General features: G+C 47.7%; 14 protein-coding genes. 9 read left to right on the forward strand and 5 right to left on the reverse strand.

From position 1 onward, the window contains the following. Positions 1-269 precede the first annotated feature (269 nt). Positions 270-470: a hypothetical protein gene (locus AB3R30_RS05505; RefSeq protein ID WP_458648147.1), complete on the forward strand. Its 201-nt coding sequence runs from the start codon at positions 270-272 to the stop codon at positions 468-470. Beyond that, a complete protein-coding gene (locus AB3R30_RS05510; RefSeq protein ID WP_458648148.1) occupies positions 471-731 on the forward strand; it encodes a ParE family toxin-like protein in 261 nt (86 codons plus the stop codon). It begins immediately after the preceding gene. Positions 732-819: 88 nt separating this feature from the next. Here the strand turns inward: AB3R30_RS05510 and AB3R30_RS05515 are convergent, their stop codons facing one another. After that, positions 820-2,529, reverse strand: a complete 1,710-nt coding sequence (locus AB3R30_RS05515; RefSeq protein ID WP_458648149.1) for an ABC-F family ATP-binding cassette domain-containing protein — start codon at positions 2,527-2,529, stop codon at positions 820-822. A gap of 310 nt (positions 2,530-2,839) precedes the next feature. Here AB3R30_RS05515 and AB3R30_RS05520 point away from each other — a divergent pair, with 310 nt between their 5' ends. The 4 genes from AB3R30_RS05520 (at position 2,840) to dxr (ending at position 6,970) form a co-directional block, all read left to right on the forward strand. Continuing rightward, positions 2,840-3,427, forward strand: coding sequence for a helix-turn-helix transcriptional regulator (locus AB3R30_RS05520; protein WP_458648150.1), 588 nt, complete (start codon positions 2,840-2,842; stop codon positions 3,425-3,427). Positions 3,428-3,674: 247 nt separating this feature from the next. Then, entirely contained in the window at positions 3,675-5,132 is a 1,458-nt protein-coding gene (atpD, locus tag AB3R30_RS05525; RefSeq protein WP_458648151.1) for a F0F1 ATP synthase subunit beta, read from the forward strand. Between the two features lie 96 nt (positions 5,133-5,228). Then, positions 5,229-5,642: an ATP synthase F1 subunit epsilon gene (atpC, locus tag AB3R30_RS05530; RefSeq protein ID WP_458648152.1), complete on the forward strand. Its 414-nt coding sequence runs from the start codon at positions 5,229-5,231 to the stop codon at positions 5,640-5,642. Positions 5,643-5,788: 146 nt separating this feature from the next. After that, entirely contained in the window at positions 5,789-6,970 is a 1,182-nt protein-coding gene (dxr, locus tag AB3R30_RS05535; protein ID WP_458648153.1) for a 1-deoxy-D-xylulose-5-phosphate reductoisomerase, read from the forward strand. Between the two features lie 326 nt (positions 6,971-7,296). On the opposite strand, the gene AB3R30_RS05540 is transcribed toward dxr, so the two are convergent. From AB3R30_RS05540 to AB3R30_RS05555, 4 genes are all read right to left on the reverse strand, one after another. Further along, positions 7,297-8,604, reverse strand: a complete 1,308-nt coding sequence (locus tag AB3R30_RS05540) for a S1C family serine protease (protein WP_458648154.1) — start codon at positions 8,602-8,604, stop codon at positions 7,297-7,299. A 706-nt stretch (positions 8,605-9,310) separates the two neighbouring features. Next, positions 9,311-9,952, reverse strand: coding sequence for a pyridoxamine 5'-phosphate oxidase (gene pdxH / locus AB3R30_RS05545; RefSeq protein WP_458648155.1), 642 nt, complete (start codon positions 9,950-9,952; stop codon positions 9,311-9,313). Positions 9,953-9,970: 18 nt separating this feature from the next. Further along, a complete protein-coding gene (locus AB3R30_RS05550) occupies positions 9,971-11,059 on the reverse strand; it encodes a glycosyltransferase family 4 protein (protein WP_458648156.1) in 1,089 nt (362 codons plus the stop codon). 25 nt (positions 11,060-11,084) lie between these two features. After that, positions 11,085-12,755, reverse strand: a complete 1,671-nt coding sequence (locus AB3R30_RS05555) for a SpoIID/LytB domain-containing protein (RefSeq protein WP_458648157.1) — start codon at positions 12,753-12,755, stop codon at positions 11,085-11,087. Between the two features lie 205 nt (positions 12,756-12,960). Here AB3R30_RS05555 and AB3R30_RS05560 point away from each other — a divergent pair, with 205 nt between their 5' ends. The 3 genes from AB3R30_RS05560 (at position 12,961) to AB3R30_RS05570 (ending at position 14,267) form a co-directional block, all read left to right on the forward strand. Continuing rightward, positions 12,961-13,224, forward strand: a complete 264-nt coding sequence (locus tag AB3R30_RS05560) for a chromosome partitioning protein ParB (protein WP_458648158.1) — start codon at positions 12,961-12,963, stop codon at positions 13,222-13,224. A gap of 72 nt (positions 13,225-13,296) precedes the next feature. Beyond that, positions 13,297-14,031 (forward strand): Uma2 family endonuclease, encoded by a 735-nt coding sequence (locus AB3R30_RS05565; protein ID WP_458648159.1) that lies wholly within the window; start codon positions 13,297-13,299, stop codon positions 14,029-14,031. Further along, positions 14,028-14,267: a hypothetical protein gene (locus AB3R30_RS05570; RefSeq protein ID WP_458648160.1), complete on the forward strand. Its 240-nt coding sequence runs from the start codon at positions 14,028-14,030 to the stop codon at positions 14,265-14,267. The genes AB3R30_RS05565 and AB3R30_RS05570 overlap by 4 nt, the downstream gene beginning before the upstream one ends. Positions 14,268-14,335: the final 68 nt, after the last annotated feature.

Below are 14,335 nucleotides of genomic sequence, written 5' to 3' on the forward strand. Positions count from 1 at the left end.
AAACTTTCATTTATGTTGCCATGATTCGTCTGATGCTCAGGCGGCTAGCGTAGCCCCTAACTTCTCAGACATCCTCTCAGGCTCAGGGTGAGGATTATGAAAAGAAAATGGCTGCGGCGCTACGAATTTATGCAGAAGCTCACAAGACATAGTCAAACTCAGTGCAATTGTCAGCCACATAACCGTTCGGGCTTGATCTGCAACCTAGTTAGTGGAGCGATCGCTCCATCAAGTTAAAATGCAGAGTGAAGGCGCAATAAGGTCAAACCATGTCAACCCTTGAGCAAATTGAAGCTGCTATCCTTACACTTCCGTCTGATGAATTTCAGCGACTCAGGCAGTGGTTCTTTGATGTGGATTACCAGCGTTGGGATGAACAGCTAGAGCAAGACGTAGCAAACGGCAAGTTAGAAGCTTTGGCAGAGGAAGCGATCGCTGAGTTTCAAGCGGGGCGTTGTCGGGAAATTTGAATGCATTACACCACACGAAGATTTTGGAAGTGTTATGACGCTCTCCCTACAAACGTTCAGGATACGGCAGACCAATGTTACGAGCTTCTGAAAGCTGACCCGTCTCACCCCTCTTTGCACTTCAAAAAGATTGGGAAGAAGTATTGGTCAGTTCGGGCAGGGCTAGATTATCGAGCCTTGGGTGTTGAGGTGGAAAGCGGTATATCGTGGTTTTGGATTGGCACTCATGCAGAGTATGACAAGTTAATCGGCAAGCTATAGCCAGCAGCTTAATATTGCCTTGCACTAAACAACTGAGATCTGTGCGTCTGAGGGTTCGCCTAACTCTGCACTCGTGCTTCTCTTCGCTCTATGTTTTCGCGGTTTTTTTAGATTTCTCTTTTTGCTTATTGCGTTTCGCTTCCGCTTTTGCGGCTTTTTCGGCTGCGATCGCTTCTAGTTTTTCCTGTTCTTTTTCCGCTGCCACTTTATCCAGGTAGTAGTGATAATCGCCGCGAAATAGACGCAGTTGTCCTTCGTGAATGTCCACAATTTTGTTGGCAACTTGGGAGATGAAATAGCGATCGTGGGAGACGAGAATGGCGGTGCCATCGTAATTTTGCAGAGAAGTTTCCAGCATTTCCTTAGCGGGAATATCTAGGTGATTCGTCGGCTCATCCAAAATCAATAGGTTAACGGGTTGCAGCAGCATTTTTGCCAGTGCTAACCGGGCTTTTTCGCCACCGCTGAGGGCTTCCACCTTTTTGAACACGGTTGAGCCTGTGAATAAAAAGCTTCCCAGTAACGTCCGCACTTCTTCATTTGTCCAGTCGGGCACATCATCGTGAATCGTTTCAATCACGGTTTTGTGCAAATCTAGGGCTTCTGCCTGATTTTGTTCAAAGTAGCCAGGAATAACGCTGTGCTGCCCAAATTCAATCGTGCCGTCGGTGGGTTTTTCCATGCCCATGAGCAAATGCAGCAGGGTCGATTTACCAGCACCGTTGGGTCCGAGGATGGCAATGCGATCGCCCCGTTCAATCAGCAAATCGGCTCCCAAAAACAGGATTTTGTCGCCATAGCTATGGGTCATATCTTTGATAATCACCACCTCTCGACCGCTGCGAGGGGCGGGTGGAAAGCGGAATTTCAGCGTCCGAACCCCAGCATCCGGTGCTTCGATTCGTTCGATTTTATCCAGTTGTTTTTCGCGGCTTTTTGCCTGGGTGCTGCGGGTGGCGCTGGCACGGAAGCGATCGACAAATGCCTGTTGTTTCTCTAGTTCTTTTTGCTGTCCTTCATAGGCGGCAAGCTGCGAGAGTTTAGCTTCTTCTTTTTGCAGCAAGTAAGCGGAATAGTTACCCAAGTAGGTAGTAGAAACACCGCGCTCGGTTTCCACGATTTGGGTGCAGAGGCGATCGAGAAACTCGCGGTCATGGGAGACGATTACCATCGGCGTATTGATGCCGCGCAGGTAGGTTTCTAGCCACTCAATGGTTTCTAAATCCAAATGGTTGGTCGGTTCATCCAACAGCAGCAGATCAGGCTGTTGCAGCAAAATTTTGCCCAAGCCCATCCGCATCTGCCAGCCGCCACTAAAAGCACTCACCAAGCGATCGCCATCTTCCGCCTCAAAGCCTATCTCTGGCATCAGCTTCTCGATTCGCGCTTCCAAGCCATAGCCATCCAAGCCTTCAAACTGCCGCTGAAACCGATCCATTTCGTGGATTAGTTTATCTAGCTGCTCTGGGTTGGCGGTTTCCATGTGTCGATGCACTTCAGTTAGCGCTTCATGGACATCATTCGCTTCTTTGAATGCTCGCCATAGTTCTTCTCGGACAGTGCGGCTAGGGTCTACGTCAAATTCTTGGCTGAGGTAGGCAATTCGCAGACTATTAGGACGAACCACTTCACCGCTGGTCGGTTCAATTTCACCTGCAATAATTTTTAGCTGAGTGGATTTGCCTGCTCCATTGACACCGACAAGCCCAATGCGATCGCCCCCTTTCACCTCCCAGTTAATGTCTTTTAGAACTTCACCCGTGGGGTAAATCTTACAAATATGTTCCAGGCGCAGCATCAAGAGTCTCCGGCGTGAATGTGAAGGATTAAGGCACTGGGATGACTTTAACAAAAATTAAGAATCATTGGCGAATTAACTATTAATTCACCTATTTATGTGAGGTTGATGACCTTTAAACCAGTAACGCTTAAAGAGACTGATGTAGATCTTTGAAGAACAGAATTTTTATTGTTCCTTTAAAGTCCATGTCTTCGTTACTGCGGTTTCCCTGAATGACTCATTAAAGGACAAATATCACTTGAACCACGCAATTGATTCAAAGCCCGAAACGATTAATGTCTCGTAGTTCATCAGCCCCCGTATTACTATGGTCAACTCAGTAAGCCCCCATTTTTTGCTGCAAGCTGTTCTTGAAAGTTTCGTGGATGGCATCTTAGTCCTCACGGATCAACAGGAATTACACTATGCCAACACTACAGCTAAGCAACTTTGCCTTCAACTCACCGGCAAAGCAGGCACCCTACCTAAAATCATTTGGCAAGCCTGCCAAGCCCTCATTGAGAACCGTGATTTATACCCCAATCAGTCTATAGTGCTTGAATCGGAAATCGAGTCAGCCACCATCAACCTCCGTATTTGGGTGCAATGGCTGCAACTAGACACCCTCGATCGCCTCTGCCTCCTGGTCAGACTGCAAGATCAAAACCAGGCGACTCAAGGATTGGCGATCGCCGAAGCGCAAACCTGGAAACTTAGCCCACGAGAAACCGAGGTTTGGCTACGTCGCCGAGCGAGTGCTAGCCGCAAACAGATTGCGATCGCGCTTTACATCACCGAGGACACCGTTAAAAAACATCTGAGAAACATTCAAATCAAGCGACAACTCTACCTAGATACGCAAGACTGCCAAGCGACAACCTCCCATAGCGCAGCCCAAGTTCCCTGCCAAGTTTAAGACAAGTGCAGACGGAGTGGCGAGTAATTCCGTATAAACTCAAAACTCCGACCTCAAAACTCCGACCTCAAAACTCAAAACTCCGACCTCAAAACTCAAAACTCAAAACTCTCAAATCTCTCCTTCCGTCTGCAAAAATCTCTGCAATCAACTATTGCCCGTTCAGTGATAAGCTTATTGGTGACAATTTTTAAGATTGTTTGCTAAAAAACATTCAAGTCGCTGAGTCACAGAATAGGGCGTAAGCATGGTCACCACCACAGAGAAAAAAAGCATCGGCTACATTACGCAAATCATTGGTCCCGTATTAGACATTAAATTCCCAAATGGGAAGATGCCAGACATTTACAATGCTGTAAGAGTCGTTGGCACCAATCCAGCAGGCACAGAAGTTAACGTCACCTGTGAAGTACAGCAGCTATTAGGTGATAACCAAGTTCGCGCTGTGTCCATGAGTTCGACCGATGGGTTGGTTCGTGGTATGGAAGTGATGGATAGTGGTGCGCCTATTAGTGTTCCCGTAGGAGCCATCACCCTAGGTCGAATTTTCAACGTTTTAGGTGAGCCTGTCGATGAACAGGGTCCCGTCAATGCCCAAGAGTTTTCTCCCATTCACCGCGATGCTCCTAAGCTGACGGAATTGGAAACAAAACCCTCCGTATTTGAAACCGGAATTAAGGTGATTGACCTGCTAACGCCCTATCGACGGGGTGGTAAAATTGGGCTGTTTGGCGGTGCAGGCGTTGGTAAGACTGTCATCATGATGGAACTGATCAACAACATTGCAACCAATCATGGCGGAGTGTCGGTGTTTGGCGGCGTAGGCGAACGGACTCGTGAAGGCAATGACCTTTACAACGAAATGATGGAGTCTGGCGTTATCAACAAAGATAACCTTGGTGAGTCCAAAATTGCCTTGGTCTATGGTCAAATGAACGAGCCTCCCGGTGCCAGAATGCGCGTTGGTCTTTCAGCTTTGACGATGGCGGAATATTTCCGTGATGTGAACAAGCAAGACGTGCTGTTGTTCATTGACAATATTTTCCGATTTGTGCAAGCAGGGTCTGAAGTATCGGCGTTGCTCGGTCGGATGCCTTCTGCGGTTGGATACCAGCCAACTCTGGGTACGGATGTGGGCGATCTGCAAGAGCGAATTACTTCCACAACGGAAGGCTCGATTACGTCTATTCAAGCCGTGTATGTGCCTGCGGATGACTTGACTGACCCTGCTCCGGCAACCACATTTGCTCACTTAGACGGAACTACGGTGTTGTCTCGTGGTTTGGCATCTAAAGGAATTTATCCAGCGGTTGATCCATTAGATTCAGCTTCAACGATGCTACAGCCCAGCATTGTGGGAGAGGATCACTACTCAACCGCGCGCGCTGTTCAATCTACGCTGCAACGCTATAAGGAACTGCAAGACATTATTGCGATTTTGGGTTTGGATGAATTGTCTGAAGACGATCGCTTGATTGTGTTCCGCGCCCGTAAGATTGAGCGGTTCTTATCCCAGCCTTTCTTTGTGGCGCAAGTCTTCACAGGTTCACCTGGCAAATATGTGTCGTTGACCGATACGATCAAGGGATTTAAGCAGATTTTATCTGGCGCTTTAGATGAATATCCTGAGCAAGCGTTCTACATGGTCGGCAGCATTGATGAAGCGATCGCTAAAGGCGAAAAGCTTAAAGCTGAAGGCAAGTAAGCAAGCAGCGATCGTCCAGTTTTGAGTTTTGGGCAAGGCAAGATTTGCTCAAAACTCAAACCTTAAACCTTAAACCTCAAAACCCAACATTAAGTTATGCCTCTAACTGTTCGTGTGATTGCTCCTGACAAAACAATTTGGGATTCTCAAGCGGAAGAAGTGATTTTGCCCAGCACCACTGGACAACTTGGTGTGTTAGGCGGACATGCGCCCATGCTCACGGCTTTAGATACTGGAGTGATGCGAGTCCGGGCTGATAAAAACACCTGGATACCTATTGCTCTAATGGGCGGTTTTGCTGAAGTCGATGCCGATGAAGTGACCATTTTGGTGAATGGTGCAGAACGAGGCGATTCTATTGATAAGGAAGAAGCTCGTGTTGCCTTCACCGCCGCCCAAGAGCAATTTGGTAGAGCGCAGCAAAGTGGCTCTCGGCAAGAGTTTATTAAAGCAACAAAAGCTTTGAAGCGATCGCGGGCACGGTTTCAAGCAGCAGGTGGAATGGTTTAAGGTCGTTGTAGACTTTTACCTAAATTTATTATTTTTATGGGTTGAGGGACGTAATCATGCGTCCCTTTTTAATTGGATATAGATTTTCTTTAGGATTGACGACGCAAACCCGTAAGATAGGGAAGGCGTGACTGAACTGCACCACTGTGAAAGCACTTTCTCTTCTTGGCTCTACAGGTTCCATCGGCACTCAAACTTTAGACATTGCGGCTCAATATCCCGACCAGTTTCGGATAGTCGGGTTAGCAGCAGGACGCAATGTGGAACTGTTGGCACAGCAAGTGCGGCAATTTCGCCCGTTGATTGTTGCCCTATCCGATGCAGATAAACTGCCAGAACTGAAAGCCGCGATCGCCGATCTTTCTCCCCAGCCGACCTTATTAGCCGGTCAAGAAGGCGTGATTGAGGTGGCGCGCTGTGCTGAAGCGGATGTCGTAGTAACCGGAATTGTGGGCTGTGCTGGACTGTTGCCGACGATCGCTGCCATCAAAGCGGGGAAAGACATCGCCTTAGCGAATAAAGAAACCTTGATTGCAGGCGCTCCAGTCGTGTTGCCCCTAGTCAAGCAATATGGCGTAAAACTGCTGCCTGCCGACTCTGAGCATTCTGCCATTTTTCAGTGTCTGCAAGGAGTCCCCAAAAGCGGATTGCGGCGGATTTTGTTGACTGCATCCGGTGGCTCGTTTCGCGACCTGCCCATAGAAAAACTGGCGCAAGTAACCGTTGCCGATGCGCTTAAGCATCCTAATTGGACGATGGGGCGCAAAATTACCATTGACTCCGCCACGCTGATGAACAAAGGGCTGGAAGTGATCGAAGCCCATTATCTCTTTGGCGTGGAGTATGACCAAATCGCGATCGTCATTCATCCCCAAAGCATTATCCACTCATTGATTGAACTGGAAGACACCTCAGTGCTGGCACAGCTAGGTTGGGCAGATATGCGCCTGCCGTTGCTTTACGCGCTCTCCTACCCTGATCGCATTGCTACCAATTGGGAACCGCTCGATCTCGTGAAAATCGGTAGCCTCACCTTCCGCGAACCCGATCACGAAAAATATCCCTGTATGCAACTCGCCTACGCCGCCGGACGAGCAGCAGGCTGTATGCCAGCGGTGCTAAATGCCGCCAACGAACAAGCCGTCGCCCTATTTCTAGACGAAAAAATCCGCTTCCTAGATATTCCTCGGCTGATTGAGCAAACCTGCGATCGCTATCAATCCCAAAATCGCCCCGATCCTAGCCTAGAAGACATCCTCGCCGCCGACGATTGGGCACGACAAAACGTGTTGACTGCTAGCCAAGCCTTGATTGCCGCTACTCATTAACCTTCACCAATGTAATGACCTAGAAAACTTACAAATGGTCTTAAAGGTACGTCGTAGTACTCTAGTCGGATTAAAAACCTAGGTAACAAAAGGCTAGCAAAGCATCCAGCGATCGCAGGATGGACTACTCAGATAAAGGCGATCGCTGTCATCAACGTGTATGAGCCCTTGATGCAAAGACAGCTAATGTTCTGGTTGGGCGGCTATCAGTACGCTTTGAATCACCACCCAGATCTTTCGGCAGTTCTCTCCAACCAGGTTGTTAGACCACAACTCATGCAGCTATAAGAACGGCTGTAAAAGCTAGAAAACTAAACGATTCACAGTCAACGCACCATTAGGGTAAATCTCCCCCTCCCCGATGCTTCCTCAGCATTTACTATCACGGAGTACAGTCCAGAACTTGGTAACTTGCCAGAGATTCGACGCTTGTCTTTTGTAATGGTTTTACCATCAGGACCTTTCAAAAATAAAAAAGTTTTGAATTCACTACTTTCAACAGTGATATTGATCGGCTTACCTGCTTCTCCTCGGAAAGAAAACTCCGCGTGTGGGCTGTTATCAGAGGGCAAGCGTGGAGATTCATCGCTAAGGCGACCACTCTGAAGAATGATAAACTTTTGCATTTGCAAACTGTATGCTCCAGCTTCACCGGAATCAAAGGTGCTGGTGATTAGCTGGTAAGTGCCGTTTTCTGGTAATGTCCCTTGAAGTCTGGCATAGGGAACATTGCCACCAAAATCATTGCCCAAGCGTGAACCATCAGGGCGCAGTAATGTCATCCAGGGGTTGAAATCCAAACTAACTAGGTCAATCCTGAAAAACTGACCAGCCTGACCCGAAAAATTGTAAATAGAGCAAACACTCTTGTCTAGATTTAGAGTATTACTGCCTTGACCTAATCTAGCAGCGATTACAGACCCATCCATTTTGATCTGCTGTAAAGACTGCTTTCCGACACAGGCAGTTTGCTTTGGACCTGTCGCAGGTTGCCTCAAAAATGCTTGAACCGAATCTATAGAAATTGCGTAGTTGACGTTCTCTGATGGACCAGCAGTATTGATTCCAATCACTTCTCCTTGTCTATTGAGGAGTGGACCACCAGAATTACCTTTGTTTATTGCTGCATCTGTGTAAATCAATCTTTTTTGGCTATTCACTTGGCTAACAACGCCTTGGCTAAAAAACTTGCTACCTCCAAAAGGAAATCCGATCGCAAATACCTGTTGCCCAACACGGAGAGAAGCTGTACCTCCAGGAGGAAGCGTTGGGAAATTAGATTTGCCTTCAATTTTTAATAACGCCAGATCTCGATTTCCCCCAACTTCACCCACGGAGACTACCTTCGCCTGGGCTTTTGTTCCATCTTGTAAGGTAATGGTGACTGTTGAAGAGTCTCTCACTACATGAGCATTGGTGATTACCTTTCCATCAGCACTGATAATTACGCCACTGCCTGTTCCTGTACTGGTGTCTATCCGAACAACAGCAGGAATTGCTTTTGCCGCAACCTGTTCAGCTACCTCTTGAGCAACAACACGACTCGAAGTAATCCAAGCTGATTGGGTGAGGACAAACTCATTGAGAGCAAACAGTCCAAGGGTCGTTCCAATCGTTGAAGTTCCGATAAGCATAGAATGTAGAGCTTGGTTGATTACCAAACTTAGCCATTGAGACTTTTTCAGAGTTTGATTGAGTTTCAAAGTTTTGTTCATGTTTTCTGTTGTGTCTATGCGCAATAAAAATAGGGAGACAGTGGTTTTTATCATCAAATCGCAGTCGTAATCACGAGGCAGATTCCTAATTACGTCTTTACAGACAAGGACGTTTGGGAATCTTTTTAACTCCTTGGAACGACTTTAAATCGCGCACATGACTATGGATAAAACGTCGCACTTTTGAATAAGTATTCTCTTGTTAAGGATTATCCAGCATACTTACGTGAGAACACCCACTGCCTCAAGAATTTCACAGAAACTTTGCAATTTAATTCCGAGAATGTGGAGTGTTATCCGTTAGATTGGCGGATCAATCCTGGAGAGCGGGTGCTTATCCATCAGAAGGGCGCAATAACATCTCAATACTCTGCGTTATTCATCATTCATCGATCCAAACCCACAGTTATTTAACTGAATTAGACAATCGATTTATGCATTCCAATTAAAGAAGTTTTGGAAAGGTTTATGAAAAAGCGAAAAACATTTGAGGGAGAAATGGCTGGCATGAGACAAAAGAGGGTTGGCGCGATCGCGATCTGATTCAGATGACTGGCGATAAAACTTGTGGTCAGAGGCGATTTTCAGAAATTCACTGGTTGCGGCTCCGTCTGCAACTCGTCTGCTAAGGCGATAAGCGCTCAATGATCCAGTTGCCAGCCTCAAGCCGATAGCGCAAGCGATCGTGCAAGCGGCTCGGTCGTCCTTGCCAAAACTCGATCGCATGGGGAATCACCCGAAAACCACCCCAATGAGGCGGACGCGGCACCTGTTTATCTTGATAATCCTGAGTGAGATCCGCCAAACGTTGTTCCAGCACCTCCCGGTTTGGTATGACACAGCTTTGCTCCGATGCCCAAGCCCCCAACTGACTGCTTTGAGGGCGACTCTGAAAGTATGCCTCCGTCTCTTGGGCAGCAATTTTCTCAACGGTTCCTGCAACTCTCACTTGGCGCTCCAATTCATTCCACAAAAACACCAGCGCCGCCTGCGGGTTAGCCGTTAACTCCTGCCCTTTTTGACTGTTGTAATTGGTATAAAATACAAACCCCCGTTGATCCACGCCTTTCAACAGCACAATTCGCGCCGATGGAGTGCCATTAGGGGTAGCGGTCGCCAAAGTCATCGCATTCGGTTCTAGTAAGTTTGCTGCGATCGCGTGATCAAACCAGGTTTGAAATTGGTGAATCGGGTCAGGGTGAATATCGGTTTCTAGTAACGATTGGCGAGTATAGTTCAATCTGAGATCGGCGATCGATAAAGTCATAACAAGCGGGTCACTAAACTACAGATATTCTCGCAAGATTGCAGCCGTTGCGTTTCCGGTTTTTGTCCAGCTAAACTGTTCAGCCCTTGCCAGGCTTGCCTGTTGCAGTTGACTTCTAAGGCTAGAATCAGCCGCGATCGCGCTCATTGCCTGAGCGATCGCGTCCACACAATACGGATCAACCAACAGCGCCGCATCGCCCGTCACTTCTGGCAAAGATGACAAGTTAGAAGTGATTACCGGAGTGCCACACGCCATCGCTTCCAGTACAGGCAAGCCAAATCCTTCCCACAGGCTCGGCATTACCAACGCGATCGCCTGACCAATAATTTTCGGCAATTCTGAGTAAGGAACATAGCTCAAAAACTTGACTTGATGAGTTACTTTTAAGGCTTCAATTTGTAGGATCAAATTGGGCGTATAGCGATCGTCCATGGGTCCCGCAATCCACAATTCATAGTCTGAAAAATTAGGGATGGATGCAAACGCGCTAATTAATCGCGGCAGATTTTTATAGGGATCATTGCGCCCCAAATAAAGAAAATAATTACTAGTTGGCAATTCTAGAAAGCGAAAGTTTGCTGCATCATGTGCCAATAAAATAGGCGTGATTTTATCAACCGGAATTCCAAAAAAATCAATGATGTCCTGCGCTGTTGCCTGGGAGTTACAAATAATGTGTTCAGCTTGATTTAAGACCTGCGGCAAATAGTATTTTTGATAAAGCCAAAGAGGTGTATTTTTACGAAAAAACCGCAGTGGAATTAGATCATGAACCGTCACAATTGATCGGCAATTTGACCACAAAGGAGCTTCAGGAATCGGAGAAAATAAGAGACGCGATCGCGCTGTTTGATAGAGCTTCGGTGCCTGAAACTGAGTCCATAATAAACGGGAAAAATGCCCCTTTCGTCCCTGTTCATGGGTAAGATTATTGGGCACAGAATAACAGTCAAATTCTGGCTGATCGTGTGCCACAAATAAAGCTGGATCAAGTGATTTTAGATGAGGCAATAGATTGATGGCATAGGTTGCCAATCCGGTTGGCGCGATCGGCAAAAATGCTAAATTAATCGATAAAGCATGGATCATAAAGCGCCTAATCAAAAGTGCATCCCGCAGAAAAGATGCTTTACTGGACAAACGGATCGCGCCAGAAAACAATCGAGTTGTTGATGGGTTGAAGTTGTGTACCGGGATAATAAAAGCTGAGGATGCGATCGCTGCTCCAACCGAGTTTACCCAAGTGATACGATCCGGTTTGGCTCAGACCCACTCCATGCCCGAAGCCTCCGCCTGCGAAGGCATAGCCTGTAATCTTTTTTTTCGCATCCAGCAGCGGATCAAGGTAAAAGAACAAGCTTGCAGGCGCATAGAATGCAACTAAAATGTTGTCTTTTTCCAGGTCGATCGCGCCCAAATCCGTCGTTACCCGCAGTTTTTGAACTCGTCCAGCCGGCGATCGCTGCACCACCTTTAACTGAGTAATACTTTTAAAGTTTGTTAAAGGGCTGTTTAGGGTTTTTAAATACGCATGGAGGTCTTTGTTCAGTTCAGTTAGGCTACTACTGTATTGCCAGCGAAACCACTTTTGATCAGTTTCATTAAAACCCTTCGTTTGCTTCAGAAATTGGCGCGCTTTTTGTTCATTGGTTAAGGGCTGTCGTGAGAGATCCCATGGGTTCGCCACGGCATCAATGCGGGTCACGAGGTAGGGGCGATCGGGTCCTTCCCAAACATCATTAAATGAGGCTGTTACTCCACCCGTTGAAGCAGAATAAACTGCATCGACCAATTCATTGTGGTAGGTCAACACTTTGCCGCGAGTTGCCGCGATCGCCGCATCGGTTGCAGAATGTGCACCACCTAACCCAAAATAAACCTGGCATTGCGTGTCGGCACACAGTTGATAGTTATCTACGGCAAATCGGCGCAGGTTTCGTAACGCATAGGTACGCGCCAAAATCGCCTGTACCTGAAGCACAGATGAGGTGGTAGTGGTGCCAATTTCATGAGGGACAACCCCACGCAAGTAAGCTTCCAAGGGCACCTGATTGACTAAAGTATAGGTGCCATAAGTATTGGGCTGAAGACGCAAACTTCCGGCATAAAGTCGCTTATTGCGATCGTCTTTTAACTCAGTTTGCACCCGAATCGCTCCCCGACCCGCCGAAATTTGCACGGTATCTTTCTGATAGGATTTGCCATTCACAAGCAAAGCGGCTTTCGGCTGCTGCTTCAAAAGGCGGCTATCCACAAAAGCCGTTTGAATGCCCTTGACTTGTAAGCTTTGGAGCAACAATCGACGTAAAAGCGGCGTGGTGTAGACATCACGTTTCGCCCATACTTGCCAGCGTTTGGGTTGGGCAATTTCTACCGGGATGCCCTGCGATCGCCAGCGGTTGGCGCTATCTTCGGCACTTTCAAAACTGCGATGAGTGCTGAGGACAACCCGCTCGGATACTTGCGATTCTGGCAAAGGCTGCATCAATATCTTTAAGATTGCAGTGTTAGTCGTCAAAGTTTGCGGTTTGCCATTCGCTTGGGGAAACTTGAGCGTCAAGCGATCGCCCGGTTGAGCTTGTAAGGTCACGATATCGGTCGGTTGTGTACCAAACCGTTGCACAATTCCCACTTTTAGATCCACATCTTTTGCCGCCGCCTGTGGAGATGAAGTGGGCTGGGCGACTTGTGCAGCCACAGCACTAAAAGGCACTGTGACCAGCGCGATCGCCCCAGCCGCCATTCCCCAGCCCCTCAACCACACCGCCCTCATCATTTCATCAGGATGTGCAATAGCCACGATTACCTACTCAAAAAATGTATCTCGTTCAGCTACTAAGATACTGTCTAGTTGCGATCGCAACCGATCACCTTTGACAAAATCCTATCTCTTAGCGCCCATTCAATCTTCCACCTTTCCATTCCAACTTTTTTTCAAGATTCATACTGGGCAAATCATACTCATAACGACTATGATTTAAATAAGATGAATTGGAAAAAGTATCATGGTTCGCGTTGAAGCCATCCCCCTCAATAAAATTCGCCGCCCCTTATTTAGACAAAACGATCCGGCAAAAGTTGCCGCGCTGATGGAGTCAATTCAGGAAATCGGCTTGCAGGAACCGATCGATGTGCTGGATGTGGAAGGCGAATACTACGGTTTTTCGGGCTGTCATCGCTATGAAGCCTGCACCCGATTAGGACACGACACCATTCTTTGCCGAGTCCGCCGCGCTCCGCGATCGGTGTTGCAGCGCCACTTAGCTTAGGTTAACTCGTTTACAAATTCGAGCCAGCCAAAATCATCGATACAATAGAGGAACGATTTTTGCTGGTGTTTTATGACGAGCGTTTTGCCCACAGCCCGTTCAACCGAAATCGTTTATCCCAGTTCAGATGGTGAACCGTTGGCTGAAACGTCGGTACATGTCGATGCGATTATTGACGCAGTGGTGATTTTGCGGCAGCTTTTGGCAGACCGGGCGATCGTTCTAGCCGATCAGTTTTTGTATTACGCCCAAGGGTTTCCCAAGCTGCGCGTCGCTCCAGACATCATGGTGATTTTTGACGTGCCACTGGGAGCGCGAGACAGCTACAAAACCTGGGAAGAAGGTCAGGTGCCTGCCGTCATTTTTGAGATCACCTCCGAAGGCACTCGCAAACAGGATCAGGAAGCCAAAAAGACGTTGTATGAGCAGCTAGAAGTTCAGGAATATTGGCTGTTTGATCCCAAAGGTGAATGGATTCCAGAGCAGTTGCGCGGCTATCGATTGCAAGGGGAGGTTTATGAAGCGATCGCGGATGGACGCAGCGAACCTTTGCAGTTACAGCTTCAGGTGGATGGCGCATTGATCGGCTTCTATCGAGAAGACACGGGCGAAAAACTGCTGGCTGCGGGTGAATTGGTGCAGGCACTTCAGGCGGAAGCTTTGGCACGGCAAAGCGCAGAAGAACGGGCGGAACGGGAGCATCAACGCGCTGAGCAGGAGCGCCAACGGGCAGAACAGGCAGAATCACAGGTGGCACGATTGCAAGCTCAGCTAAAGGCGTTGGGAGTGAATCCAGAGGAAGGATGAAGTCAGCGCGATCGCTTTGGAAAGTTTCGCGATCGCTCAAGCTCAGAACAGCAATCGTCGTGTTCACAACAGCAATTGTCGAGGTCACAACAGGAAACGCTGAGGTCACGACAGCAATTGTCCGAGTTACAACAGCAATTGTCCGAGTTACAACAGGAAACGCTGAGGTTACAACAGCAATTGTCGTGTTCACAACAGCAATTGTTGTACTCAAAGCTGAATTGTTCGCGATCTAGGCAACCTTGCCCCGCCAAACTCAAATTGCCATGATTGAAACTCAATGCCATCTCTAACAAAAATCCCA

It is taken from the genome of Sivoneniella epilithica UHCC 1019, assembly GCF_040830845.1.
GTDB lineage: Bacteria > Cyanobacteriota > Cyanobacteriia > Leptolyngbyales > Leptolyngbyaceae > ULC077BIN1.